Source organism: Shinella sp. 838, assembly GCF_029623935.1.
Lineage (GTDB): Bacteria > Pseudomonadota > Alphaproteobacteria > Rhizobiales > Rhizobiaceae > Shinella.
In genome coordinates this window covers 17,819-42,236 of record NZ_JARSBQ010000012.1, presented here as the reverse complement: position 1 = coordinate 42,236, position 24,418 = coordinate 17,819, and the positions used below count along the sequence as shown (strand labels likewise).

Annotated in this window: 25 protein-coding genes; 19 read left to right on the top strand and 6 right to left on the bottom strand. The window is 61.9% G+C overall.

Features of this window, described 5'->3' with window-relative positions:
- Positions 1-5: 5 nt before the first annotated feature.
- Genes virB5 through virB11 form a run of 8 tightly spaced genes read left to right on the top strand, consistent with a single transcriptional unit; the run spans position 6 to position 5,896 of the window.
- Positions 6-698, top strand: a complete 693-nt coding sequence (gene virB5 / locus P9A16_RS26980) for a P-type DNA transfer protein VirB5 (RefSeq protein ID WP_278026242.1) — start codon at positions 6-8, stop codon at positions 696-698.
- A complete protein-coding gene (locus tag P9A16_RS26975) occupies positions 695-928 on the top strand; it encodes an EexN family lipoprotein (RefSeq protein ID WP_278026076.1) in 234 nt (77 codons plus the stop codon). The genes virB5 and P9A16_RS26975 overlap by 4 nt, the downstream gene beginning before the upstream one ends.
- Before the next feature lie 3 nt (positions 929-931).
- Positions 932-1,864, top strand: a complete 933-nt coding sequence (locus P9A16_RS26970) for a type IV secretion system protein (RefSeq protein ID WP_278026075.1) — start codon at positions 932-934, stop codon at positions 1,862-1,864.
- A 34-nt stretch (positions 1,865-1,898) separates the two neighbouring features.
- Positions 1,899-2,156: a hypothetical protein gene (locus tag P9A16_RS26965; RefSeq protein ID WP_278026074.1), complete on the top strand. Its 258-nt coding sequence runs from the start codon at positions 1,899-1,901 to the stop codon at positions 2,154-2,156.
- 1 nt (position 2,157) lies between these two features.
- Positions 2,158-2,829 (top strand): virB8 family protein, encoded by a 672-nt coding sequence (locus P9A16_RS26960; RefSeq protein ID WP_278026073.1) that lies wholly within the window; start codon positions 2,158-2,160, stop codon positions 2,827-2,829.
- Entirely contained in the window at positions 2,826-3,677 is an 852-nt protein-coding gene (gene virB9 / locus P9A16_RS26955) for a P-type conjugative transfer protein VirB9 (RefSeq protein WP_278026072.1), read from the top strand. Before P9A16_RS26960 ends, virB9 begins: the two co-directional genes overlap by 4 nt.
- Before the next feature lie 15 nt (positions 3,678-3,692).
- Positions 3,693-4,865 carry a type IV secretion system protein VirB10 gene (virB10, locus tag P9A16_RS26950; RefSeq protein WP_278026071.1) on the top strand — a complete coding sequence of 391 codons (1,173 nt, stop codon included), beginning with the start codon at positions 3,693-3,695 and terminating at the stop codon, positions 4,863-4,865.
- 8 nt (positions 4,866-4,873) lie between these two features.
- The gene (gene virB11, locus P9A16_RS26945) at positions 4,874-5,896 is read left to right on the top strand and encodes a P-type DNA transfer ATPase VirB11 (protein WP_278026070.1); all 1,023 of its coding nucleotides are present in this window, start codon (positions 4,874-4,876) and stop codon (positions 5,894-5,896) included.
- 71 nt (positions 5,897-5,967) lie between these two features.
- Here the strand turns inward: virB11 and P9A16_RS26940 are convergent, their stop codons facing one another.
- The 3 genes from P9A16_RS26940 to P9A16_RS26930 form a co-directional block, all read right to left on the bottom strand.
- Entirely contained in the window at positions 5,968-6,555 is a 588-nt protein-coding gene (locus tag P9A16_RS26940; protein ID WP_278026069.1) for a zeta toxin family protein, read from the bottom strand.
- Positions 6,552-6,908 (bottom strand): TA system antitoxin ParD family protein, encoded by a 357-nt coding sequence (locus P9A16_RS26935; RefSeq protein ID WP_278026068.1) that lies wholly within the window; start codon positions 6,906-6,908, stop codon positions 6,552-6,554. Before P9A16_RS26935 ends, P9A16_RS26940 begins: the two co-directional genes overlap by 4 nt.
- An 835-nt stretch (positions 6,909-7,743) precedes the next feature.
- Complete coding sequence (locus P9A16_RS26930) at positions 7,744-8,076, bottom strand: integration host factor subunit beta (RefSeq protein WP_278026067.1); 333 nt, start codon at positions 8,074-8,076, stop codon at positions 7,744-7,746.
- A 238-nt stretch (positions 8,077-8,314) separates the two neighbouring features.
- Between P9A16_RS26930 and P9A16_RS26925 the strand changes: the two genes are divergently transcribed.
- The 3 genes from P9A16_RS26925 to P9A16_RS26915 all read left to right on the top strand — a co-directional run bounded on the left by P9A16_RS26925 (position 8,315) and on the right by P9A16_RS26915 (position 11,590).
- Positions 8,315-10,450 carry a ParB/RepB/Spo0J family partition protein gene (locus tag P9A16_RS26925; protein ID WP_278026066.1) on the top strand — a complete coding sequence of 712 codons (2,136 nt, stop codon included), beginning with the start codon at positions 8,315-8,317 and terminating at the stop codon, positions 10,448-10,450.
- 65 nt (positions 10,451-10,515) lie between these two features.
- The gene (locus P9A16_RS26920) at positions 10,516-10,953 is read left to right on the top strand and encodes a hypothetical protein (RefSeq protein WP_278026065.1); all 438 of its coding nucleotides are present in this window, start codon (positions 10,516-10,518) and stop codon (positions 10,951-10,953) included.
- A complete protein-coding gene (locus P9A16_RS26915) occupies positions 10,946-11,590 on the top strand; it encodes an antitoxin of toxin-antitoxin stability system (protein WP_278026064.1) in 645 nt (214 codons plus the stop codon). Before P9A16_RS26920 ends, P9A16_RS26915 begins: the two co-directional genes overlap by 8 nt.
- Before the next feature lie 107 nt (positions 11,591-11,697).
- Here P9A16_RS26915 and P9A16_RS26910 read toward each other — a convergent pair whose 3' ends face one another.
- Positions 11,698-12,021: a type II toxin-antitoxin system RelE/ParE family toxin gene (locus P9A16_RS26910; RefSeq protein ID WP_278026063.1), complete on the bottom strand. Its 324-nt coding sequence runs from the start codon at positions 12,019-12,021 to the stop codon at positions 11,698-11,700.
- A complete protein-coding gene (locus tag P9A16_RS26905; RefSeq protein WP_278026062.1) occupies positions 12,021-12,302 on the bottom strand; it encodes a type II toxin-antitoxin system Phd/YefM family antitoxin in 282 nt (93 codons plus the stop codon). The genes P9A16_RS26910 and P9A16_RS26905 overlap by 1 nt, the downstream gene beginning before the upstream one ends.
- Positions 12,303-12,657: 355 nt before the next feature.
- Between P9A16_RS26905 and P9A16_RS26900 the strand changes: the two genes are divergently transcribed.
- From P9A16_RS26900 to P9A16_RS26885, 4 genes are all read left to right on the top strand, one after another.
- Positions 12,658-13,848, top strand: coding sequence for a DUF932 domain-containing protein (locus P9A16_RS26900; RefSeq protein WP_278026061.1), 1,191 nt, complete (start codon positions 12,658-12,660; stop codon positions 13,846-13,848).
- Positions 13,849-14,017: 169 nt separating this feature from the next.
- A complete protein-coding gene (locus P9A16_RS26895) occupies positions 14,018-14,461 on the top strand; it encodes a DUF3846 domain-containing protein (protein ID WP_278026060.1) in 444 nt (147 codons plus the stop codon).
- Between the two features lie 153 nt (positions 14,462-14,614).
- Positions 14,615-14,860 carry a type II toxin-antitoxin system VapB family antitoxin gene (locus P9A16_RS26890; RefSeq protein WP_278026059.1) on the top strand — a complete coding sequence of 82 codons (246 nt, stop codon included), beginning with the start codon at positions 14,615-14,617 and terminating at the stop codon, positions 14,858-14,860.
- Complete coding sequence (locus P9A16_RS26885) at positions 14,860-15,264, top strand: type II toxin-antitoxin system VapC family toxin (protein WP_278026058.1); 405 nt, start codon at positions 14,860-14,862, stop codon at positions 15,262-15,264. The genes P9A16_RS26890 and P9A16_RS26885 overlap by 1 nt, the downstream gene beginning before the upstream one ends.
- Before the next feature lie 8 nt (positions 15,265-15,272).
- On the opposite strand, the gene P9A16_RS26880 is transcribed toward P9A16_RS26885, so the two are convergent.
- Positions 15,273-16,463 carry a DUF1173 domain-containing protein gene (locus tag P9A16_RS26880; RefSeq protein ID WP_278026057.1) on the bottom strand — a complete coding sequence of 397 codons (1,191 nt, stop codon included), beginning with the start codon at positions 16,461-16,463 and terminating at the stop codon, positions 15,273-15,275.
- Between the two features lie 307 nt (positions 16,464-16,770).
- Between P9A16_RS26880 and P9A16_RS26875 the strand changes: the two genes are divergently transcribed.
- The 4 genes from P9A16_RS26875 (at position 16,771) to P9A16_RS26860 (ending at position 24,324) form a co-directional block, all read left to right on the top strand.
- Positions 16,771-21,183, top strand: coding sequence for a bifunctional class I SAM-dependent methyltransferase/DEAD/DEAH box helicase (locus P9A16_RS26875; protein WP_278026056.1), 4,413 nt, complete (start codon positions 16,771-16,773; stop codon positions 21,181-21,183).
- A gap of 5 nt (positions 21,184-21,188) precedes the next feature.
- Entirely contained in the window at positions 21,189-22,250 is a 1,062-nt protein-coding gene (locus P9A16_RS26870) for a DUF7146 domain-containing protein (protein ID WP_278026241.1), read from the top strand.
- Between the two features lie 383 nt (positions 22,251-22,633).
- On the top strand, positions 22,634-23,575 hold the full coding sequence (locus tag P9A16_RS26865; protein WP_278026055.1) for a DUF2493 domain-containing protein: 942 nt from the start codon (positions 22,634-22,636) through the stop codon (positions 23,573-23,575).
- A 116-nt stretch (positions 23,576-23,691) separates the two neighbouring features.
- Entirely contained in the window at positions 23,692-24,324 is a 633-nt protein-coding gene (locus P9A16_RS26860; RefSeq protein WP_278026240.1) for a plasmid pRiA4b ORF-3 family protein, read from the top strand.
- The last annotated feature ends 94 nt before the right edge of the window (positions 24,325-24,418 follow it).

Here is a 24,418-nt window from a genome sequence, read left to right as displayed (position 1 = left end):
TGGGTATGCGCCAAACCGCCGCGATCACAACGATCCTGGCTTTGATCCTCCCCGCCAATCACCTCTCAGCCCAAGGCATACCGGTGATCGACCAGACGGCGATCGCCAAGCAGATCGAAGGCATTGCCCAGCTGAAATCCCAGCTCGATGCGCTCAATCAGCAGATCGAGCAGGCCCAGCAACTCTATGGCTCGCTGAACAAGATCACCGACATGGCCGATGTCGCGACCCTACTGAACGAACCCGCGATCAGAAGGGCGTTGCCCCCTGACTTCAAGACGGTCGAGAGCCTGTTTAACGGCCAAGGCACCGGCGTCTTCGAGAGTTCGGCCACGAAGTTCCTCGACAGTAACTCCACATACCGGACCGACGCTGAAGATTTCTATGCCCAGGAACTGAGCCGCGTGCAAAATCAGAACGCCGGGCAGATGAGCCTCGGCGAACAAATCTATGATGCTGCGACCAAGCGCATCGACGGCATCGACCAGCTTCGCCAGAAGATCTCCAGTGCAGCCGATGCCAAGGACATTGCCGACCTGCAGGCGCGCTTGCAGGCGGAGTCGGCGTACTTGCAGACCGACGTTCTTCGTATGCAGGGGCTCCAGATGATCCAGAGCGCGCAAGGTGAGGTCGACGACCAGCGCAAAGCGGAGGATTGGCGAAAGCGCATGGACGCTATGGGAGCGGCCCTGCCATGAAGCGCGTTCTCCCACTCATTATGCTGGGCGTGCTCGCTTCATGCTCCGGTGAAACGCAAAAGGTCCATACCGTCGATGAACTTCTCGCCGACGAGCCCCTTCTGGCGAAGATCCTCGGCGAATGCCGCAACAATCCCGGTGAACTCGGCAGCACGCCCAATTGCCAAAATGCCGAAAGCGCCGACGGCAAGCTGCGTCTGGAGCGGATGCGCCAATCGCTTGGAGGCTGATGCATGTACCAGGTCTTCAGCTTCGTCGATGCGCAATTCAAGGCGCCGCTCGAAAACTTCATTTCTTCCGGCACGTCGAATATTGCCAATTGGGTCAGCGGACCGCTGACGGCGGCACTCACGCTCTACGTCGTACTCTACGGCTATCTGGTGCTACGCGGCTCGGTGCAGGAACCCGTTCTCGAATTTGCTTTCCGGGCTATCAAGCTTGCCATCATCGTCATGCTGGTCAGGAATGCCAGCGAGTACCAGACCTATGTCACCAACATCTTCTTTGAGACGCTTCCGAAAGAAATCTCCCAGGCGCTGAACAGCGGTACGGCGCCGAGCGCCTCGACCTTTGATAGCCTGCTCGACAAGGGTCAGCGCTGCGCCTACGAGATCTGGTCCCGGGCTTCCTGGCCGGTCGATATCGTTACCGGGATCGGCGGCATGATGGTGATCGGCGCAAGCTTCATCGTCGCGGCGATCGGATATATCGTCTCGCTCTATGCGCGGCTGGCGCTCGCAATCGTACTGGCGATCGGTCCAATCTTCATCGCGCTGGCCATGTTTCAAGCAACACGCCGTTTCACCGAATCCTGGATCGGCCAGCTCGCCAATTTCGTCATCCTTCAGGTCCTTGTCGTGGCAATCGGGTCGCTGCTGATCACCTGCATCGATACAACCTTTACCGCCATCGAAGGCTATAGCGACGTGCTGATGCGGCCAATCGCGCTTTGCGCCATCTGCCTCGCCGCGCTCTACGTCTTTTATCAATTGCCCGGCATCGCCTCGGCGCTTGCAGCCGGCGGCGCCTCGCTCACCTACGGATACGGGGCGGCACGCGATGCGCACGAAAGCACGCTTGCCTGGGCCGCCTCCCGGGCCGCCGGCGCGGTCGGGCGCGGCGCGCGATCGCTGAGCCGACGCACGACAGAACGCGCGGCCGAATGACGGCCGCCCGGTAAACTCCTCAAGGTAATTCCGCATGATCCGCACGATTTTATCGCTCTTTCTCCTTACCGGTTTGGCGAGCTGCGCCTCGATCTCCTACCCGCTTCCCAAGTGTGACGGCTATGCCCGCCGTCCGCTGAACCGCGCAATGTGGCAGTGGGAGGACAAGAGCCCCACCAGACAACCGACCTCCGCTGCAACGCCCTATGCCGAAGTGCAGAACCAGGCCGCGCCTGCCGCCTTCGAACAGTTCGACATCGCCGGCTCCTACCGAAACTGCGGGGAGGAATGACATGGTGACCACGGACAGTCTCAAGAGCTATTTCGATAAGGCCCGCCGCTTCGATCAGGACCGCCTCCTTCAGGTCGAGCGATCTGCGCGCATCGCCTGGTCTGTTGCGATCGCCGCCGGCGTACTCGCCGCCGCATCCGTCTTTGCGATCGCGGCGCTGACGCCGCTCAAGACCGTCGAGCCCTTCGTCGTCCGGGTCGACAATTCGACCGGCATTGTTGATGTCGTCTCGGCGCTCACCGCGACCGCCGGCACCTATGATGAGGCCGTGACTAAGTACTTCGCGGCCAAATATGTGCGGGCTCGCGAAGGTTATGTTTGGAGCGAGGCGGAAGAGAATTTCCGCAACGTGGCACTCCTGTCGACCCAGGCCGAGCAGACCCGATTTGCCGCACTCTATCGCGGCAGCAACCCGGATTCGCCCCAGAACGTCTATGGCCGCGGCGCGACCGCACGCATCAATATCGTGTCGATTTCGCTGATCAACGCCAACGTCGTCTCGGTCCGCTACATGCGTACAGTCACGCGCGGCGAGGAGGTGAAGACCACCCATTGGGTGGCAACGCTCACCTTCTCCTATGCCAACGCCCCGATGTCCTCCACCGACCGCCTGGTCAATCCTCTGGGGTTCGTCGTCAGTGACTATCGCGCCGATCCGGAGACCATCAATTGAGACCGCATTACCTCATTTCCCTTCTGCTGGCCGGAAGTCTCGCATCCTCAGCCCTCGCACTCGAGGTTCCGCGCGGCGCGATTCAGGACAATCGTATCCGCTTCGTCAACTACCAGCCCTATAACATCACGAAGATCGTTGGCACGCTGAGATCCTCGGTGCAGATCGAGTTTGCCGCCGACGAGGAAATCGCCCATGTCGCACTCGGCAACTCCGTCGCCTGGGAGGTGGCACCGGCCGGAAACATTCTCTTCCTGAAGCCACGGGAGAACCAGCCGGTCACCAACATCTCGGTCGTGACCACGCGCCGCGACGGGTCGACCCGCAGTTACCAGATGGAACTGACCGTGCGCGACGGCTCGGTCGCCGCCGGCCAGAACACTTACTTTTATGTGAAATATCGCTACCCGGCCGATGAAGCGGAGAGACGGCGGCTGGAGGCGGAAGCCCGGGCTCAGGCCGCGCAGTCGGCGCAGGCCGATCGGGTGCTTGGCCTTCACGAAGCCTACGGTCCGCGCAACTGGCGCTATTCGGCTGAAGGATCGCAAGCACTCGAGCCGCAAGCAGTCTATGACAACGGCAAGGTCACCACCTTCGCTTTCGTCGGAAACCAGGAAATGCCGGCGATTTACATGGAAAATTCCGACGGCACAGAAAGCCTCGTACCGAAATCGGTCTCGGGCAACCTTGTGCTCGTCCATGCGATCAGCCGCAAGTTCATCCTGCGCCGGGGAGGGGACGTGCTCTGCGTCTTCAACGAAGCCTACGACCGCGTCGGTATCAATCCCGAGACCAACACGACATCGCCGTCCGTCGAACGCGTCATGAAGACGCCGACGGGCGAATAAGGATAGGGAGGTCCAATGGCCGAGGAAGAACCGAACCGGATCCCGGGCGAGCGCGCCGAAACGACCACCGGCCGCAGGCTCGACAACAATCCGGTGCTCAAACGCGGCGCGGTCGCGCTTGCGATCGTCGTCTTCGTCACCTTCGCGCTCTGGTCGATGCGCGGAGAAAACAAGGACGGTGACGGCGCACAGCCCGAGCGCGTTGTCATCCGCCAGACATCGGACTTCGAGCCGGCGAAGGAAAAAGCCGAACCGGTCGTCACGCCGACCGAAGTCAAATTGCCGACGCCGGTCGTCACCGAGGCGGCCCCGTCGGAGGACGATAAGCTGCTCGACGCCGCACGTCGCGCGCCGGTGATCGCTTTTGGCGGCAAATCGCCATCGACGCATCGCCAGACAGACGACAAGTCGGCCGACGCCACGTCGAACTATCTGCCGCTGGGTGTCAATCCAGCGGGCATCAACACACAAGCCGAAAACGAAGATCAGCGCTTCAACCGCCTGATGACCCCCACCCAGTTGCAGGGGTCGCGCGCCGGCACGCTCGGTAACCGGGACTTCATCGTTGCAATGGGAACCTCCATCCCTTGCGTGCTCGAAACCGCGCTCGCCTCCGACCAGCCGGGCTTCACCAGTTGCGTCATCAATCGGGATGTCCTCTCCGATAATGGCCGCGTCGTGTTGATGGAAAAGGGAACGCAGGTGGTAGGCGAATATCGCGGCGGCCTGCAGCGCGGACAAAAACGCCTGTTTGTCCTTTGGAACCGCGCCAAGACCCCGAAAGGCGTGATCGTCACGCTCGCGTCGCCGGCAACCGATGCGCTCGGGCGCGCCGGTATGGATGGCTATGTCGATACCCATTGGTGGGAACGGTTCGGCAGCGCCATTCTGCTCTCCATCGTCGGCGACGCGACCTCCTATGCCAACAGCCGGCTGCAGGACAGCAATGTCGATGCGCAGAACACCACAAATGCAGGAAACCAGGCGGCGGCCATCGCGGTCGAGCAGTCGATCAACATTCCGCCGACGCTCATGAAGCATCAGGGCGAACTGGTGTCGATCTTCGTGGCGCGTGACCTCGACTTCTCGAGCGTCTATCGCCTACGCGTCACCGAGCCGCGCAATCGCATCTATGACCGCGCCGTACTCGGGGATTTCTTGCCGGATTCCGAGCTCGTGACCAAATAGGCCCTCTCATGACTGAAGGCCCAGACGCCGGTGTCGTGCGGGAGCTGCTTGTTCCCTTTGCAAACTTCTTGGCTGACGACACACTTTACGAAGTGATCGTCAATCGGCCCGGGCAAGTCCTGACGGAAGGTGTCGGTGGGTGGCGGACCCATGACCTGCCGGCCCTTTCGTTCCAAAAGTTGATGCGCCTTGCCCGGGCCGTGGCCAGCTTCTCCCATCAATCGATTGACGAAACCCGGCCGATCCTGTCGGCTACGTTGCCCGATGACGAACGCATCCAGATCGTTATTCCGCCAGCAACCGCCAAGGAGACCGTCAGCATCACGATCCGCAAGCCGTCTTCCGTGTCGCTCAGCCTAGAGGACCTGGAGAACGGCGGGCTATTCGCCGACGTCGCCCCGGCAAGCCGCGACGCAGGATCCTCCGACCACCGACTCTTGGAACTCCACCGAACCGGCGCCCACAGGGCCTTCCTTCAGGAGGCCGTGCTTGCGCGAAAGAATATCATCATCTCCGGCGCCACGGGCTCGGGCAAGACGACGCTTTCAAAGGCGCTGATCCGGCATATTCCGGATCACGAGCGCATCATCTCGATTGAGGACACGCCCGAGCTCGTCATCCCGCAGCCCAACAACGTGCGTCTGTTCTATTCCAAGGGCGGGCAGGGTCTTGCAAAAGTCTCCGCGAAGGAATTGCTCGAATCCTGCCTGCGCATGCGGCCCGACCGCATCCTGCTTCAGGAGCTGCGTGACGGAACGGCCTTCTACTACATCCGCAATGTCAATTCCGGCCACCCCGGCTCGATCACCACGGTTCATGCGGATTCGGCGGAACTAGCCTTCGAACAGTTGACGCTGCTCGTGAAGGAATCGGACGGCGGCAAGGATCTAGAGCGCCAAGACATCCGCGAGATGCTCAAAATCGCCATCGATGTCGTTGTGCAATGCAGGCGCGTCGACGGGAAGTTTCGAGTGACGGAAATCTATTTTCGGCCCGCTGATCCTGACGCAAACGCCATCAGCAGTCGCTAGCGCGAATAGCGGGGCGGGGTAAACGCTTCACTACCGGCTGGCGGCCTCCCGCGCCGATCAAGTGATGCGGGTCAGATGATAAGGTCGTCGGCATAGACCGAAAGTACCCATCCCGGCAGATAGGGAGCTGCCTGCAGCAGGCGGCCCCTTTCAAAGACCAGAATCTGCCGAGGCGGATCGTTGAGCTTCGAATTGTCGAAGACCATGCCCCGGTCGGCACGGAGGACGGCTTGCCGGATCAGCGGCTGCCCACGATCGTAGCGTGCTCGAATCTTTTCTTCCGGGACATCATGGCCCCCTTCGTCGGCGCGGCCCTTGACCCGCGCCACCGAGAGATCGGGACTGTCGACACCGACATGCATGACAATGACGATGTAGCCATGCGTCCGTGCGGTTTCGATAATTTCCAGTTTCGATGAGTGAGAGAAGACGGTCTCGGTCACAAAACTCTTGCCTGCCTCAAGCATCTCCGCCCGGCGGTCGCGCGCAATCTCGGCAGCTTTATAGGCCGCTTCCATCGAGCTGTCCTTGAGCTCCTCGCGCTGGATGATGTCGGCATTGATAAAAGGACCCGCGAAGCCTGGAGCAACGCGGGTCTGGTAGAGTGTCGACTTGCCGGCGCCATTTGGTCCGGCAAGCAGGACAAGGCTGGGTCTCATGCGGCTGCGTCATCCTTTGCATAGATGAGGTTGCCACCTGCATCGAGACCAACGCCGCGACCCAACATTCTGCGTTGAGCAAAGAACTCTTGTTCAGCCGTCGTCGGTTCAGCCATCTTGGTCGTGAACGCATCGAGCCAGGCGGCTTCTTCATCCTCCTGGAGTTCGGTCGTATCGAGCCGGCCCTCGAGTGCCAGCTTGATCCGGCTATAATCGAAGGTCCCGGAATGCTCGATTGCTCGCCCGATTTTTACCCAATGCGTTATCTGACCGGCAACAGACCTACTCTGAAGATCGGCTTCCCGACGGATGAGCGCCATTATGTCGTCTGCAAGTTTGACCGATTGAGCCATGTTCATCTCCTGCATGATCATATAGGTAGCAAAATGCTACCTGAAAATCAAGGTCAGACCGAATGGCCCCAATCTTCGGCAGATGGCATCGACAGCGCATGATCGGTAGGCTCAACACTGTGAATTCGATCGGCTCTACGAACGCAGACAAAATGCACTTTGGCATTCTCAGCCGAGGCAGGGCCATTTTCGCGGCTCAGAACCGGCCGCGTCTTTCTACTTCGGACACATTCGTACCAGCAGTTCTTTCCATTCAGCCGCGAAGTTTGAGGGTTCCGGCTCCCGACGTGGCGGCCCGAATGGCGACAAGGCCGGGGTAATTTGGAAATAGCCCTGGACTCCCTCGGTGCCCGCCAGTCCGGGCGTTTCCGCTTCTGCTCAGAAGATTGGATTGTAGGCTTGCCAGTCTTCAGGCCTCGCCCCCAAAAATCTGAGGCAAGAGGTCTCCAAATCGATCGTTATTCAAAGAACCTAACGAGTCTACGCCGCGTTTTGCAGGCATTGGACCAATAAGTGGATCCAGATGATCTGATAAAGCACTGGAGCGAACCCCTGCCCGCCCGATGAGGAGTTGGCCTCATGCGGTGGCGCTCGGCGGCTCATCTGGCCGTTGCCGTCAGCAGTGCAGCCACAGGAACGCTCACCGCGCTGACGATCAAGACCACTACCGTAGCAATCCTGATCATTCGGGCGCGACGCGCCCGGAGCGGGTCCCACTCATAGGACATGCAAATCTCCCCGGCATTGGTCCGCAGCCCCGCAACGGTGACCGCGGCTGCCGCCAAGGAGCCGCTGCCGCTTTTTGCGTCGCTGCAGCGGGAGTTCTCCACCCTGATCATGATCGCAAGATAGCCTTGATTGCCGCGGCAGTCCGTGAATCTGTTTCCCCGGCCTGGTCTAGCCGGCCATTCAATTCGCGGCTCGTGCGGAAAAAGGGCACCCATTTTTCCGCGACAGAAACCGCGCCCCCCGTCCGCGGGTTTCTCGCTGACCGTGACGGTCGATTACGCACGGAGAAGACGCCGAAGCCGCGCAGTTCCACACGACCGCCGTCGGCGAGCGTCGCGGCGATCTCTTCGAGGACGGCATCGACGATCTTCTCGGCGTCAGCGTGATAGAGATGGGGATTGCGAGCGGCAACCAGGGAAACGAGTTCGGATTTTATCACGGGCGACCTCATCAAAGATGCCGGGGAAGGGGCGGCCGATGTCGGCTCGGGTGACCGGGGGTGCCGTAGGCTTAAAGCGAAGGCGCCGCGCGATCAACTTGTAATCGTGGCTTACCGGCCGCTTGGCATGCCGGCCGGAGTTGGCGGGGAGGAGGAGAGCGGGAGGGGGGAAGGGGGATTCGTGACGGGTTAAGGTGGTCGGAGAGAGGCTCCGGCCGGCCCGTCATGGAGAACCGACATGGCCCAGGCCATCCAGAAAATTACCCTTAGCGCGGCCCGCGATATTCCCTTCAACAAGCTGGTGCTCAGCCAGAACAACGTTCGCCGCATCAAGGCCGGCGTTTCAATCGAGGACCTTGCCGAAGACATCGCGCGGCGCGGCTTGCTCGCCAGCCTCAATGTCAGGGCGGAGCTCGACGCCGATGGCAACGAGACCGGTTTCTACCGGGTTCCGGCCGGCGGTCGCCGCTACCGGGCCCTCGAGCGACTCGTCTCCCAGAAACGGCTCGCGAAAACCGCCGGTGTCCCCTGCATTGTCAGCCAGGCGGCAACGCCGGAGGTCGAGGATTCCCTTGCCGAAAACGTGCATCGGGTCGACCTCCACCCGCTCGACCAGTTCCGGGCCTTCCAGACTTTGAGGGAACAGGGTCAGGATGAAGACGACATCGCCGCGCGCTTCTTCGTCTCCGTCGCGACGGTGCGGCAAAGGTTGCGGCTTGCAGCGGTCTCACCGCGCCTCCTCGATCTCTACGCTAGCGATGAGATGACCCTGCAGCAGGTCATGGCGTTCTCGATCACCAATGATCATGTCCGCCAGGAACAGGTCTGGGACACGATCTCGCGCCAGCACGTCCGTGAGCCCTATTACATCCGCCGGCTTCTGACCGAAACGGCAATCCGGGCGAGCGACCGCCGCGCCGTCTATATCGGTATCGAAGCCTATGAGGCTGCCGGCGGTGTGGTCATGCGCGACCTCTTCGACGAGGACAATGGCGGCTGGCTGCAGGACCCGGCCCTTGTCGAGCAGCTCGTCATTGAGAAGCTCAATGCCGACGCCGAGGCGATCAGGTCCGCTGAAGGCTGGAAATGGATCGAAGCTGCCTTCGATTTCCCCTACGGCCACACGTCGGGACTTCGCCGTTTCTACGGCGAGCAGCCGGAGATGACCGCGGATGAGCTGGAGCGCTACGATGCCGTCAAAGCCGAGTACGACGCGCTCGATGCGGTGTATGCCGAGGCCGAAGACTATAGTGAGGACACCGAGCGCAAACTGGAGGAACTTGGCGGCGAACTCGACCGGCTGAACGACCGCGCTTACGTCTTTGACGGCGACGACGTCGCGCGCGGCGGCGCATTCATCTCGCTCGGTGCAAACGGCGAGCTCAAGATCGAGCGAGGTTTCGTCCGCCCAGAGGACGAGCCGAAGGTAGACGTTGATGGCGGCGACGCGTCGGAAGGTGATAATGATGTCGCCGGCGGCCGTCCGACCGTTTCTGCCGACGGTAACGCGGCGCATGGTGTCGGCTCCATGAATGCCGAAAGCGAAGAGGAGGATGGTTCGCTTCGGCCGCTCTCCGAACGCCTGGTGCTGGATTTGACGGCAACCCGCACCGTGGCGCTGCGCAACGCGCTCGCCAATGATCCGGTCATTGCCTTCATCGCGGTGCTTCACGCCTTCGTGCTGAAGACCTTCTATCTTTACGGGTCCGATACATGCCTGGAGGTGACACTGCAGAGCGCCCGATTCTCGCAGACGCCGGGGCTTGGTGATACCGTGTGGGCCAAGGAGATTGACCAGCGGCAGGAAGCATGGGGTCAGGATCTCCCAAAGGATCCCGACGCGCTTTGGGGCTTCCTGATCGGGCTCGACGACGCGAGCCGGCAGGCGCTCTTTGCTCATTGCGCCTCACTGTCGTTGAATGCGGTCATCGAACCCTGGAACAAGCGCAGCCGCGCGCTCGCTCATGCCGACCAAGTCGCACGATCGATCGGTTTCGACATGGTCGAAGCCGGCTGGACGCCAACAGCCGACAACTACCTGGGCCGGGTCACCAAGGCCCATATTCTTCAAGCCGTGCAGGAAGCGAAAGGCGAGCAGTCGGCACAGCTGATCGGCCATCTGAAGAAGAGCGATATGGCGCGCGAGGCCGAACGGCTCATCGCCGGAAGCGGATGGCTACCGCAGCCGCTCCGCGCTGCCGAAGACGTCACCAGCGATGATGTCTCCACAAAGGTCGAGAACACCGGTGTCACTCCTGACGCCGAGGTTGGCGCCGCGCTCCCCGCCTTCCTGACGGAAGACTTCTATTCCTGCGATCGGGACGACGACGCAGATCGAGAAGACGGCTACGGCCATCTCGACGCCGCTGAGTAAACCGATCTCCCCATCTCATCCAAGGCCCGGCCCCCCAGCTGGGCCTTTTTTTAAGGAGCATTCCGATGCCCGACTATACGATTGAGACCACCTATCATCTGCCGGTCTTCCGCCATCGCACCTATAGCGCCGAGACGTGCGATGCCGCATGTCGCGCGGCAATTGAGGACAACGATTGGGATGATGCCCGGCATGACTACGAAACCGCAGGCGAGACTCATGTGACCGGCATCTGGCAAGGCGCCGATGCCGCCTATCGCGCTCCGGCGATCACAATTCGCCCTGAGTTCAAGGAAACGGTTCAGCGCAAGGCGGTGCATTTCGAAATCCTGCTTGGCGTCCTGAAGATCATCCTCGCCGACATCCGGTCGGACAGGCCAACTGCCTCCGACTGGGTCGCAAGAGCGTCGTGCGCGGTCGCCCGCGCGGAGGCGATCCTTGCCGGCGCACCCGATCCTGAAACCCTATCCGGGACGATCATAGGAGGCGAGAGCGATGGCTGAGATCATCGAGCCTGTCGTCTACCGGTTCCACGAGCTGTCGGACGCGGCGAAGGACAGCGCCCGCGCCTGGTACCGCGAAGGCGGCTTCGACTACGACTGGTTCGGTTTCGTCTATGAAGATTTCGAGCGCATCTGCGAAATCCTCGGCCTCCGCCTCAAGACCCGCACGGTCCGTCTCCAGGGCGGCGGCTCCCGCCAGGATCCCTGTATCTGGTTCAGTGGGTTCTGGAGCCAGGGAGATGGTGCATGCTTCGAAGCCTTGTATTCCCACGGCAAGCAGGCACCACGCCGGATCGGGGAATACGCGCCGCAGGATGCCGAGCTGCATCGGATCGCCGACGTGCTCCAGGCAATTCAGCGGCGCAATTTCTATCAACTCCGCGCCGATGCCACCCATCGCGGCCACTACTACCATGCCTGTAGCATGATGATTTCAGTCGAGAGGGACAGTCCGTCCTACCAGGTGATGACGATCGATGCGGAGGAGGCGGTCATCGAGAGCTTCCGCGACCTTGCTCGCTGGCTCTACCGGCAACTCGAACGCGAATACGAGTATCTGACGTCGGACGACACCGTCGACGCCGCGATTTCGGCCAACGGCTATACCTTTACTGCATCTGGCCGGCGCTTCGGGTGATGCCCTTTCGCGCCGTCCCTTCTTGAGCATCCAATCGATGGACGTCTAGCACGGGTGGAACGCGCTCTTGCGCTGCTCTCCGCAGCTCGAATCCAGCGATCCCGCGTTCACCTGAGAAGCCGCCTCTCCAGGAAGGATTGCATATCGCGACGGCCATCGGTGACACAATAGACAACCACGTCGTCGCCCATGATACGGTAGATCACCCGCCACGGCTTATGGTGCAGTTCGCGATAGTCGGAGATGCCGACCGCAACCAGTTCCTTCGGAAGGTTTCCCCGTTCGGGAAACGCATCCAGACCGAGGCAGGCGGTCTCGATTTCGTTCAGAATGCGGTCTGCCGTTTTGACGCCGTCGCGTGCGGCAATGAAGCGGTAGAGATCCTCGATATCCTGTTCCGCGTCCTCGGCGAAGAGAACCCGGAAAGACATCAGGACGGCTCTCCCGATATCCGCTTGCGAATGCGCGCGAACGCTTCCGCAGCTGGCCGAACCTTACCTTCTTCCACCTGCTTGCCTGTAAGCGCCAGCACCTTCAGCAGCGCCAGCGTCTCCTGCGTCTCTTCGTACTGCGCCAGGTCCTGAAGCACCGCCTTCGCCTCTCCATGCACCGTAATGATCACCGGCTGCCGGCTATCACCGAGCGTGCGAATGATCTCGGGCGCATGCGCCTTGAGATAGCTCATAGGCTTTACCTGTTCCGACAGCTTCATCGACCGAGTCTCCTTTGACCAGAATATAGACCGCGAACAGGTCGATTGGAAGAGACCAGTCTTTGCTCGAACGCCCCACCTCTAGAGCTTACTCCGTTCGTTTCCACAGTTCGACATTCGCCCGGAGGACCCGGTGGAGCTCGGTCGGTTCCCACCCGCGCGAGATCCGGCATTCCCGGCGGCGTGCGGTGGCACGGCAGTGGCGGTGGAGAGGAGAGAGTGGCCGGGAGGGGAGCGGCCGCAATGGCGATAGAGAGAGCACATTCCACCGCAGCGGCAATTCCGACTGTCAACCCACCGGCCCGGGCTCCGCGCCATGCGGATCCGCCGGGCTCTCGTTTCAGGAGAAAGTGCCATGAACAATCTTGCCCAGAATTCACGCCCCGTTTCCACCGGCTTCAAGGTCGATATCTCGCGCGGTGAACGTATCGGACGCGTTTCGTCCGAATGGTTCTCGCGCCCCGACGACGAGCGATACCTGTCGCTTTCCGAACTCCATAATGCCGTCAAGTCCAGGGCCGAGCGAGCGCGTGTCCGGACAGTGGAAACCTCGGCGATCCGCGTCGAGGCGACGCGCAGCAATGCCGAGCGACTGGAGCTGGTCGTTCCCGGCGGGCGGCAGTCGATCGCGCCGACCCATTGGAGCTACGGCCAGCTTTGCAGCCTGGTCGGCGCTCCCGCGAGCTACATGCGTCAGCTTCCCGCGCCGCTTGCCGCGATCAACCTGCAGCACGGTCTCCTCAACAACCGCTCTGAACTGGTGAAGACGCTGGAGATGGATGACGGTCGTGTCGAACTGAGGGCGGTGACGGGACCCGAGTATGGCAGGATCTGGGACCACACGCTCGTCTCGGCGATCATGAAGATCGCCGGGAACGGAACCGGAGATACGCTCTGGAAGGTGCCGGGGCGTTTGGATTGGGGCAGTATGACCCATAACCCGTTCGTCGACATCACCAGAGACACGACGACGCTCTATGCCTCCGACCGGGATGTCTTCGTGTTTTTGGTCGATGACACTCACCCGATCGAAGCGGGGCGATTGTCGAACGGTGAGCCCGATTTGTATTTCCGCGGCTTTTATGCCTGGAACAGCGAGGTTGGCTCGAAAACCCTTGGAATCGCGAGCTTTTACCTGCGCGCTGTTTGTGCCAACCGCAACATTTGGGGTTCTGAGAACTTTCAGGAACTGACGATCCGGCACTCAAAGTTTGCCGCCGAACGATTTGCCCATGAGGCAGCCCCGGCGCTCGAAAACTTCGCCAATTCCTCGCCAGCGCCCTTCGTGGCCGGCATCCGCGCTGCGCGCGAGCGGATCGTTGCGCGAAACGACGAGGATCGCACGGATTTCCTGCGCAAGCGCGGCTTCTCAAAGGTTGAATCCGGCAAGATCATCGAGACGGTACTTTGCGAAGAAGGTCATCCGCCCTCGTCAATTTTCGACTTCGTGCAGGGCATCACGGCGCTGGCACGAGGAAAAGCCAATCAGGACACCCGCCTCGAGCTGGAAGGTAAGGCGAAGAAACTGCTCGAACAGGCTTCCTGATCGCGCGGGCGAAGCCCCTCCAACCAACCCCTATCGCCCGGCAACCCGCCGGGCCTTCCCCTCGCTACGGCTAAGAAGTCGAGACTTGCGTGATCCACGCCTCATCCGACCCGACCTGATGGGCGCTCAGCCTGCAACACGTCCCTTTGACAAATTTTGGAGAAATCTCATGAAGACCACCAAAGCGTATCTCGTGGAGCCGCTGATCGGGACGATCCGCATCGTGGCGATCCCCGAAGAAAACCGGCTCGCCGTTATCCGAAACCTGATCGGCTGCGATCTCATCGACATGGTACAGATCAATGAGACTCTTGCCATTGTCGTCGACGACAACGGTCTACAGGAGGCCCTGCCTTGCGTGACGCAGCTTCACGGCTATCCGTCGCCGCTCGCCGGCAATCTCCTGATCATAGGTACGGATGAGTATGGCGAGACCGTCGATGTCACGACCGAAATCGAAGACGTCGCCAGCCGGCTTGCGATCGTCAGGCCGATGTTGCATCCGGTATTCGAGTCGCTAAACGGCCCGCGCATCTTCGGCACGCGGCTGAGCGCCATGGAAGTGCATGTCGACCAGCGCCCGCCCGCAATCGTCGAGGAGGGTGTCCACTGATCGCCGCGGGCCGACGATCTGCCTTCGACAATGCGAACCGATGTCAGGCGCTTCGCGAATGGCAGGATCGCAAACACATTTGTCTCGGCGCCCTTGGAAAAAGTGCAACGCTCATCTACATTACATTTGAGATTTATCTACATGGAGATGGTCATGCCCATCAACGTCAACAATCCGGAAGCGGATGCTCTTACACGCAGGTTCGCGCAGATGGCCGGCGTCGGCATTACGGATGCAATCGTCATCGCGATGCGCGAAGCGATTGAGCGGCGGCGCCATGCCGAAACTCCGCTCGAAACCGCGGCGCGGCTACGGCAGAAGCATGGCGTGTCGATGAACGACGAGACACGAAAGCCGCTCTCTCGTGATGTCTTTGACGCCATGTGGAGCGAAGGCTGATGTTCGTCGATGCCTGCGCGATCATCGCGCTTTTGTCGGACGAACCGGAAGCGGCCCGCGTGTCCGATGTCATCGCGTCAGCCAAAGTTTCTTTCACGTCGCCCGTCGCCATCCTTGAAACTGTTCTCGGTCTGGCGCGACCCGACAAGTTCAATCTTCCAATCCCGGCCGTGGAAAACCTTGTGCAGGAGTTCCTGGAGGAGCGGGGAATCGAGGTCCGCGACCTTCCGCCGGCGGCTGAGACAACGCGGCTTGCCCTTGTTGCCGCCCATCGTTTTCGCAGCGGACGCCATGGCCTTAACCTAGGCGACTGCTTGCACTACGCGTGCGCTAGGTTCCACGGCGTCGCGATCCTTGCCACGGCGGACGAATTCCGGTCGACAGACCTGGAAACCATTCCCTGATTCCGCTGCTACGGCAGTCTCGGCATATCGCCCTCGGCGACACGCCAGACCCATGGGATCATTTCCGGCCGCGATTCCTTCAGATCCGCAAGCGCTGCCTCATAATCGTTGCTCGCCCCAGCCGGCACGATATACATCGCGACCGGCCCCGACCGTTCTTGGGGCAGCGTGACAGATGCGATCGGTTGATCTGCGGCTAGATCGAAGCGCAAGCCCTTCACGCTCTTGCGCCGCCATCCGGACAACTTTTCCAAAAGGCGTTGTTCCTCGACGCTCTCGAACGGAATCCAGTTCTCATTGACCACCATCAGCGCGATTTCCTCCACCGTGGCTATCCCCGCCCCCGAAATCCCGAAAGTCGCGATCATGATGAGATGGAACTCTTTGCTCGAGCGCCAGAGCTCGAGCTCTGTTTCAAACCTGGCGTTCAGGCGTCTCCAGGTGCCGGCTTCGATCATGAAGGGGAAGGGTAGGTGGCGCACCAGGATTTTCTGGCCGTCTCTCGTAGCGTCGAAGTCCTTCACCTCCGCCACCGCCAGCATGAGTTTACGCGGACCCGAACCCGACGCTTTGGCGCCGGCAAGTGTCGCCGCACGGCGAGCAGCGATCCCGTCCTTGTCCTCCGGGTGGTACGTCTCAGGGACAAATAGGATGTCGCTGAGCGGCGCACCGCGAACGTTCATTTGGGTAGCCGCATTGACAAGGCTTGCGCGAACACGCCCCCAGCCGCGCTTTCCGCACCAGAGCGCGGTCCACTCTGTCAGTTCGCCCGTATCCCAAAGATAGTGCAGCAGGGCGCGCAGCGACAGTTTCTTCGCTTCATTGCGCACACTCTCGGCCGGTCGCGATGGCTGAGCGGCGCCTGAGCGGCTGCCGCGTTTGGACAGGGAAAAATCGAGCTTGAGGAGCGACGATCCGGATGCCGCGTCGATCTGGATCGCGTTCCCGATCAGTGGGCCGAGACCGGAGAGCTCGTAGGGCGGCTCAAAGGATGAGCAGCCGGCTTCGTGATCCCGCCCGGTCAGCGGCATCCGCTTGACGAGGTATTGGCCGTCAACCTGAGCAATATACATCGGCACCGGCGGGTCCTTGCACTGGCACTGCGGCCGGAGCTTCTGTTCATAGGCTTGCGGGAGGACACCCTGCAATTCCGGAGAACCCTCTTCGAATGACCTGCCGCCGATTAGAAACCGCCGCACATTGTCCCTCCTGACCTGTCATTCCAGTCGCGCGCGATTGCGCCGACTGCGATGTAACACGAAGCTGGTCGACTATACTAGCGCAGAAAAACCACTATTGGTCATTGCTTCGGCCCGGCTGGGAGCCAACGCAGCGGAATTGGAAGGGAACAACGGTATGGGCCTGAGCTCGCACCGGTCGCAGCCCGTGTTGTGCCGGGTGCTGAGCGGTGGGAGAGGGAGAGAGGGGCCGGAATGGGTTGGCCCGGCGAGACTTGGAGAGCGTCCGGGCGGGCCGGTCCTTTCTCGCTCTCGAACAGGGTATCCCATGAACGTGATCTCTTCCACGGCCGCGAACGCTGCGGCCATGCCGGGTGGCACCTCCAACGAACGCTTCCGCGCCAGTAAAATCCGCAAAGCCGGCGAGGCGCTTCTGCCGCTTCTTGAACGTGGGCAGGCAATCGACGCCGCCGATCTCCGCACCAACCTGACCGATGCTTTCGGCGGCTCGGATGCCGAGGGCCTCTGGACCTGGAAAGACGCCTATGAGGCAAGCGAGGTCGCGCAGTTGCTTTTCCTGCGCAAGTTCGGTGCGGCGATCGCCGCACGATCAAACGCGCCGCACGCAGCACTTGCGATGTTGACGAAGATCGCGGACCTGATCCCGAGCCATACGCGCCGCACTGAGGAAAGCCTGCAGTTTCAGCAATTCTCAACGCCGATTCCGCTGGGCTATGTCGCGGCCCGCGCTGCCAGCCTCGTGGTGAACGACATCGTGCTCGAACCGTCTGCCGGGACGGGACTGATGGCAATCTTCGCCGAGCTTGCCCATGCACGCCTGGCACTCAACGAATATGCGCCCGTCCGGCATGCGCTTCTCGAGCAACTCTTTGCCGCCGCGCCGGTCACACAGCATGACGCAGCCCACATCGACGACTACCTCGACCGTTCAGTGAGCCCGACCGTCGTGCTGATGAACCCGCCGTTTTCAGCCGGCGTTCACGTCGAGGGCCGCATGGCCGACGCCGCATGGCGTCATATGACCTCGGCCTTCGCGCGGCTTGCCCCGGGTGGGCGGCTCGTGGCGATTACCGGTGCCAGCCTTTCTCCCGACAACCCGAACTGGCGCGGCGCCTTCGTTCGCTTGCAGGAGCGCGGCTCGGTCCTGTTCAGCGCCGCCATCGACGGCGGCGTCTATGCGCGGCACGGCACGACAATCGAGACGCGCCTGACGGTGATCGACAAGATCGCCCCCGCCGATCCAACGAGCCTCGTTGCCTCGCACGGTGTCGCTCCCGATCCGGAAACATTGCTCGCCTGGATCTCCGACCTTCCGCCGCGTTCCCCGTCCCTCCTACCCGTCGGCATCCTGTCCGACTGCACAACAATGGCCGCACGCCAACGTGCCGACACGCTACCCCCTGTGGCGGCCAGCGCGTCTGCGGTGCGCTCTTCGCCTGTTGTCCGTGCCCCACGTCCCGGGTTCTCGCCTGTGCGCTCTGCCGACGATCAGGTCGTCGAGCTCTCCTACGAGCTGCGTGATGCTTCGCCCAAAAGCCGGGTTGATGTCGCCGACGGCATTTACGAGCCCTATCAACTGCAGGCGATCCATATCCCCGATGCAAAACCCCATCCGGACAGGCTGGTCGAGTCCGTCGCAATGGCGTCGGTCGCGCCACCCAAACCGACCTACCGCCCGCATCTGCCAAAGCGTGCCGTCACCAAAGGCGATCTTTCCGACGCCCAGCTCGAAAGCGTGATCTATGCCGGCGAAGCCCATTCCGGCTATCTCGCCGGCCACTGGTCCGTCGATGCGAGCTTTGACAATCTCAGGCCCGTGACTCCAAACGCCGAGGGCGCGGTCCGCTATCGGCGTGGCTGGTTCCTGGGAGACGGCACAGGCGCCGGCAAGGGCCGTCAAGCGGCCGGGATTATTTTGGACAACTGGCTTAAAGGACGCCGCCGCCATCTGTGGATCTCGAAGTCCGAGACGCTGATCGAGGATGCACAGCGCGACTGGAGCGCGCTCGGCCAGGAGAAGCTGCAGGTCACGCCGCTTTCACGGTTCCGCCAGGGCGCGCCGATCAAGCTCCACGAAGGCATCCTCTTCGTCACTTTCGCTACACTGCGAAGTGACGAACGCGAGGGAAAGCGGTCGCGCGTCCAGCAGATCGTTGACTGGTTGGGAGGCGATTTTGACGGAGTTGTGATCTTCGACGAAGGTCATGCGATGGCAAACGCTGCGGGTGGCAGGTCCGAGCGCGGGGAAAAGGCTGCTTCGCAACAGGGCCGCGCCGGTCTGCGTCTGCAGCGTGCCCTTCCCGATGCCCGCGTCGTCTATGTCTCCGCGACCGGTGCATCCGAAGTCGAGTCGCTTGCCTATGCCGAACGGCTGGGCCTCTGGGGAGGCGCCGACTTTCCGTTCTCGACGCGATCCGAGTTCATTGCAGCGATCGAGGACGGCGGGGTGGCGACCATGGAAGTGCTTGCCCGCGATCTCAAGGCCATGGGCCTCTACGCCTCGCGGTCGCTCTCTTTCGAAGGCGTCGAATACGATATCCTCGAACATGCGCTCACCGACGAACAGGTACGCATCTACGATTCCTACGCCGAGGCCTTCCAGGTCATTCATAATCATCTCGACGCGGCGCTCGAGGCCTCCGGCATTTGTAGCAGCACGGGCACACTCAACAAAAACGCCAAGGCTGCGGCTCGTTCGGCCTTCGAAAGCTCGAAGCAGCGTTTCTTCAATCATCTTCTGACCTCGATGAAGACGCCGGCACTGATTGGTACGATCAACAACGATCTGGACCAAGGCCACGCGGCGATCGTTCAGATCATCTCCACCGGCCAGTCGCTCACCGAACGCCGGCTGGCAGAAATCCCGACCGAGGAGTGGGGCGATATCCAGGTCGACGTCACACCGCGCGAGATCGTCGCGGAATATCTCAACCATTCCTTCCCGATCCAGCTTTTCGAGGAATATTCCGACGACCAGGGCAATCTGCTGTCGCGGCCGGTCCATGATGCCGACGGCAATCCAGTCCTTTGCCGCGAAGCCGTCGCCCGCCGGGACGCTCTCCTCGAACGGCTCGGTAGTCTGCCTGCCATTCCAACGGCGCTCGACCAGATCGTCCAGCACTTCGGCACGACCCGCGTTGCCGAGATCACCGGCCGCACGCGTCGGATCGTGCGCCGCGACGGCAGCGGCGCGATTGCCCGCTTTGCCGTCGAGAACCGGCCGGGCAGAGCCAATCTCGACGAGACGCGCGCTTTCATGGATGACGAGAAGCCGATCCTGATCTTCTCCGAAGCCGGCGGCACGGGACGCTCCTACCATGCCGACCTCGGCGCCAAGAACCAGCGGCTGCGTCTCCACAATCTCCTTGAGGCCGGATGGCGGGCGGACGTGGCGATCCAGGGGCTGGGACGCAGCCACCGCACCAACCAGGCGCAGCCGCCGCGCTTCCGCATGATCGCCACCAACGTCAAGGCCGAACGGCGATTTCTCTCGACCATCGCCCGACGTCTCGACACGCTCGGAGCGATCACGCGCGGACAGCGGCAGACGGGCGGGCAGGGGATGTTCCGCTCCGAGGATAATCTCGAATCCCAATATGCCCGCGACGCGCTCAGGCAGTTCTATAGGCTCATCCATGGCGGCGGTGTCGATGGCTGCTCGCTCGAAACGTTCGAGACGATCACCGGCCTTTCATTGACGGCAGAGGAAGGTGGTCTCAAGGACGAACTGCCGCCGATTCACACCTTCCTCAACCGGATGCTGGCGCTGACGGTTCGCATGCAGAACTTGCTGTTCGATGCCTTCGAACGATTGCTCGCCGCCCGGATCGAGGGCGCGATTGCGGCCGGCGTTTACGACAAGGGGCTGGAGACGCTGGTTGCGGACCGCATGACGGTGAAGGATCGGCGGCTGGTCTATACCCATCCGGTCACCGGCGCGCAGTCGCATCTCTTGACCATCGAACGCATGGATCGCAACAGGCCGATAGTGCTTTCCGACGCATTGGAACTCGCTGCGCACGATCGCCAAGCGAAGCTTGTGATCAACGGCAAGTCCGGCCGCCCGGCCGTCCAGGTTCCGGCTCGCTCGGTCATGCTCGATGACGGATCAATTGAGGCGCGCGTGGCGCTCATCCGGCCGATGGACGAGATCCGTTTCGAACTGCGTCAGCTCGATGAGACGAATTGGGAGGAAACGGACAAGCAAACCTTCTCCGCCGCCTGGGAGGCCGAGGTCGCCAATCTCCCCGAATTTTCGCTTTCGACCATGCACGTTGTCTCCGGCCTGCTTTTACCGATCTGGAAACTGCTGCCGCAGGATTATTGCCGGGTCTATCGCCTTCAGACCGACGAGGGTGAGCGCATCGTTGGCCGTCTGATAACGTCCGAAGGGCTCTCTCGGCTGTGCCGGAATTTCGGGCTCGACCAGACTGAAGTCGTCAGCGCCGATCAGATCTGGCAATCGCTGCTCGCCGGATCCTCGGTTGTCGGCCTTGCCGGCGGCATGACGCTGCGGCGTGTCCGGGCGATGAACAACTACCGCATCGAGCTCACCGGCTTCACCGACGGCATGCGCAACAGGCTCCGAGCAATCGGCCTGTTCTCGGAAATGATCGCCTGGAAATTGCGGTACTTCATTCCAACGTCGGAGGAAGGACCTGCGATCCTCTCGCGCCTGATCGAACGGCATCACGTTGTCGACGTCGACGGCAGGGGGTGACCGTGATGTTATCCGCCTCGCAACTGGCGGATCGTCTCGCGCGCGACGCGGAGGCTGTCTGCCGCTATTATCTCTCCGCCGGCCACCGGGCCGGCAATTACTGGATCGTCGGCGATGTCGCCAACAACAAGGGGCGCTCGCTCTATGTTCGGCTAACGGGTGGTCGTGCGGGTCGCTGGACCGATGCCGCCTCCGGCCAATACGGCGATTTGCTCGATCTCGTACGGGAGGCCTCAGGGCTTGTCGACTTCCGTGATGTCGCCGATGAGGCGCGGCGTTTCCTGAACGAGCCCCGTGACCCAGCCCGTGCTGAACCGGGATTGTCGCAAAGCGGTGACGCTCCAACTGCATCGATCGACCGGCCGGCTGGCGAACGGGCTCGACGGCTGTTTCGGATGACCGAACCGCTTGCCGGCACGCTTGCCGACGGCTACCTGCGCCAGCGCGGCATCCTGCGAGGGGCCTTGCATCCGGCGCTGCGGTTTCATCCATCCTGCTACTACCGCGATTTCGCAAGCGGCAGGACCAGCCGCTATCCGGCCCTGATCGCCGCTGTGACCGATCAATCCGGTGCGATCACGGGCGTGCATCGCACATATCTTGCGTGCTCCGGATTCGAGCCGGGCGGCGTCGGCAAGGCGCCGGTAGACACACCACGCCGTGCACTGGGTACGCTGCTCGGCAATGCAGTGCGGTTCGGCTTTCCCGCCAAGGACCTTGTGCCGGTCATGATCGCGGGTGAGGGGCTCGAAAGCATATTGTCGCTGTCTCATGTGATGCCCGCCATGCCGATGGTTTCGGCGCTGACGGCCAATCACCTCGCCGCCTTCCGACCGCCGGCAGGGTGTCTGCGCCTCTACCTCGCCGCTGACGCCGATGCCGCCGGCCGGCACGGCATCGAAGGGTTGAGCCGCCGGGCGCAGGCGCTCGGCATCCTGCCGCTGGTGCTTAACCCCGAACTCGGCGACTTCAACGAGGACCTGCGACGGCTTGGACCCGACCGGCTCTTGGCAAATCTCCGCGACCAGCTCGCACCGGAGGATGCGCGGACTCTTCTGTCCGTATGACGCGGCAGCCGCGGAGGCACATGGCGGGCGCGGCGTTGCGGCATGATGGACAGTGCCGGTCAAGAAGGGCCGCCATCCGGGTATGCGCGCGCCTGCGGGCCTGGCGAGAGGCGACCCTTATCATGCGGCGTCCAGGCCTTCAGCGGGTCGGTCAGGTTTCTTCCCCGCGCCGGCGCATTTTTCGCGCATCGGCTGATCCGGAAAGCGGGACCGCTTCCGGGCCGATGCCGGGCCGGCGCTCCTCGCGGGCCAAGAATCCTTCCCTCCGCCGCCCGGCGCTTCGCTGGGCCGCTCGCTTTGCTCGCGGTTCCGGCCCGTCTGCCGTATGAACAGGGATCGCCGTCAGGCCGCGAGAGGCGCGGCCGAAACCGACGGAGACCATCATGAACCGCACGCTTCCCATTGACGACGCCTTCGAGCCTCACCACGCATCCTCCCCGACCGACCGCTTCATCTACGAGATGCAGATCCATGGCTATCGCCCCTTCCAGGACGAGCCGGATCCACGGCCCCTACCGGAGGAACCGGTCGTCCGCTCCGCGCTAACCGCGATCTTCGACGCGCTCACGGAGATGCTCGGCGACACGCGGCTGGAACCCGATCTCGAAGACCTTTATTGGTCGACCGTCAATCTTTTCCACCGCGCCGGCGAGCGCATCCAGCGCGAACTGCAGCGCAACGAAGATGCGCAACGAACCGGGCAGAGCGAACAGGACGGCTCGGAGGTGAAAAGCGTCGAGCTCGAGCGGCATATCGCCGAAGGCATCACCCTTCTTGAGCGTCGCAACGCATTCGAGTTCATGCGCGACTATGCGGCTGACCTCTTCGAAACGCAGGCGGGATCGGCCTGGCGGCCGCGCACCGGCTCCAAGGTCAGCCACGCCAACATGACGGCGGCGATGATCGACTCGAAAGACTTCCTGTCGGCCCGCCGTCGCGCCGAGACCGAGGTGCTGATGCCGGCCGGTACCAAGATCGCCTTTTCCGGCGGCATGGACTACAACGATCATGAGCGGATCTGGGGTAAACTCGACCTTGCCCATGCCAAGCATCCCGACATGGTTCTCCTGCACGGCGGCTCTCCGAAAGGCGCCGAGCGCATCGCCGCCTGCTGGGCCGAAAGCCGCAAAGTGACGCAGATCGCCTTCAAGCCGAACTGGGCAAAGCACGCCAAGGCAGCTCCTTTTCGTCGGAACGACGAGATGTTGTCGGTAATGCCCGCGGGCGTCATCATCTTCCCGGGCTCCGGGATTACAGGCAATCTCGCCGACAAGGCCCGCCGCCTCGGTATCCCCGTCTGGCAGGCGAACGGCGAGAGCGTTTGAGCGACCCTGTCGACCTGCCTTGTCGAACTGCCATGCGGGATGACCGCATGGCAATTTTCCTGATTCAGCCACAGGCCCTGCTTGACCGCTCCCGCTCACTCTTGTTCATTCACGCCATGTTCACGACCTGCAATGCCGTCCAGATCCGCGTTTGCCTCGACGAGATCGAACTGTATGTCTGGCGTCGTCTCGTCCTGCCGAGCCAATGGAACCTCGAGCAGTTGCACCTTGCCATCCAGGCGGCATTCAACTGGTGGAATTATCATCTCCACGAGTTCCGGATCGGCGGACTGCGCTATGGTGACGTCGCGCTCCTGACGGAAGATGCGCTTGATGACGATCCGCGCGTCTTTGATTTTCGGGAGGTGCGCCTTTGCGATTTCGAAGAAGGCGCCAGCTTCGCCTATATCTACGATTTCGGCGACAACTGGCGCCATCGGGTCGAGGTGGAAGCGTTTCTTGCACTGGACAAGCCCCCGAAACATGGCGCCTGCATCGAAGGCGCGCGGGCGCGGCCGCCCGAAGATGTCGGTGGCGTGAGCGGATACGAACGCTTCCTCGAAATCATGGCCGATCCGTCCGATCCCGAACATGCGGAAACCAAACGCTGGTGCGGTGGACATTTCGATCCGGAATGGTTCGATCTGAAGCTCGTCGACAAGGACGTCCGCAATGCGCTTCGAGCAGGTGTCAAGCGGCGACTTTATCAACCGAAGCCATCGTCGCGTCGCGACGGATCGGAATCGTGACATGTCGTCTTTATCGTCTTGTCGAAGGCGCATGGCCGCACCGGTCGGACTGCCGTGGCGATTGGTTGCGCGGAGGCCAGGACGCGCAACCGCC

Excerpts from the sequence above, each read along its gene's own strand:
- P9A16_RS26910 (WP_278026063.1), bottom strand. The coding sequence starts at position 12,021 with ATGTCTTTCCGGGTTCTCTTCGCCGAGGACGCGGAACAGGATATCGAG.
- P9A16_RS26885 (WP_278026058.1), top strand. The coding sequence starts at position 14,860 with ATGTTCGTCGATGCCTGCGCGATCATCGCGCTTTTGTCGGACGAACCG.
- P9A16_RS26905 (WP_278026062.1), bottom strand. The coding sequence starts at position 12,302 with ATGAAGCTGTCGGAACAGGTAAAGCCTATGAGCTATCTCAAGGCGCAT.
- virB10 (WP_278026071.1), top strand. The coding sequence starts at position 3,693 with ATGGCCGAGGAAGAACCGAACCGGATCCCGGGCGAGCGCGCCGAAACG.
- P9A16_RS26925 (WP_278026066.1), top strand. The coding sequence starts at position 8,315 with ATGGCCCAGGCCATCCAGAAAATTACCCTTAGCGCGGCCCGCGATATT.
- P9A16_RS26870 (WP_278026241.1), top strand. The coding sequence starts at position 21,189 with ATGTTATCCGCCTCGCAACTGGCGGATCGTCTCGCGCGCGACGCGGAG.
- P9A16_RS26875 (WP_278026056.1), top strand. The coding sequence starts at position 16,771 with ATGAACGTGATCTCTTCCACGGCCGCGAACGCTGCGGCCATGCCGGGT.
- P9A16_RS26935 (WP_278026068.1), bottom strand. The coding sequence starts at position 6,908 with ATGGCTCAATCGGTCAAACTTGCAGACGACATAATGGCGCTCATCCGT.
- P9A16_RS26860 (WP_278026240.1), top strand. The coding sequence starts at position 23,692 with ATGTTCACGACCTGCAATGCCGTCCAGATCCGCGTTTGCCTCGACGAG.
- P9A16_RS26965 (WP_278026074.1), top strand. The coding sequence starts at position 1,899 with ATGATCCGCACGATTTTATCGCTCTTTCTCCTTACCGGTTTGGCGAGC.
- P9A16_RS26865 (WP_278026055.1), top strand. The coding sequence starts at position 22,634 with ATGAACCGCACGCTTCCCATTGACGACGCCTTCGAGCCTCACCACGCA.
- P9A16_RS26890 (WP_278026059.1), top strand. The coding sequence starts at position 14,615 with ATGCCCATCAACGTCAACAATCCGGAAGCGGATGCTCTTACACGCAGG.
- virB11 (WP_278026070.1), top strand. The coding sequence starts at position 4,874 with ATGACTGAAGGCCCAGACGCCGGTGTCGTGCGGGAGCTGCTTGTTCCC.
- P9A16_RS26960 (WP_278026073.1), top strand. The coding sequence starts at position 2,158 with ATGGTGACCACGGACAGTCTCAAGAGCTATTTCGATAAGGCCCGCCGC.
- P9A16_RS26920 (WP_278026065.1), top strand. The coding sequence starts at position 10,516 with ATGCCCGACTATACGATTGAGACCACCTATCATCTGCCGGTCTTCCGC.
- P9A16_RS26970 (WP_278026075.1), top strand. The coding sequence starts at position 932 with ATGTACCAGGTCTTCAGCTTCGTCGATGCGCAATTCAAGGCGCCGCTC.
- virB5 (WP_278026242.1), top strand. The coding sequence starts at position 6 with ATGCGCCAAACCGCCGCGATCACAACGATCCTGGCTTTGATCCTCCCC.
- P9A16_RS26975 (WP_278026076.1), top strand. The coding sequence starts at position 695 with ATGAAGCGCGTTCTCCCACTCATTATGCTGGGCGTGCTCGCTTCATGC.
- P9A16_RS26900 (WP_278026061.1), top strand. The coding sequence starts at position 12,658 with ATGAACAATCTTGCCCAGAATTCACGCCCCGTTTCCACCGGCTTCAAG.
- P9A16_RS26915 (WP_278026064.1), top strand. The coding sequence starts at position 10,946 with ATGGCTGAGATCATCGAGCCTGTCGTCTACCGGTTCCACGAGCTGTCG.
- P9A16_RS26895 (WP_278026060.1), top strand. The coding sequence starts at position 14,018 with ATGAAGACCACCAAAGCGTATCTCGTGGAGCCGCTGATCGGGACGATC.
- P9A16_RS26940 (WP_278026069.1), bottom strand. The coding sequence starts at position 6,555 with ATGAGACCCAGCCTTGTCCTGCTTGCCGGACCAAATGGCGCCGGCAAG.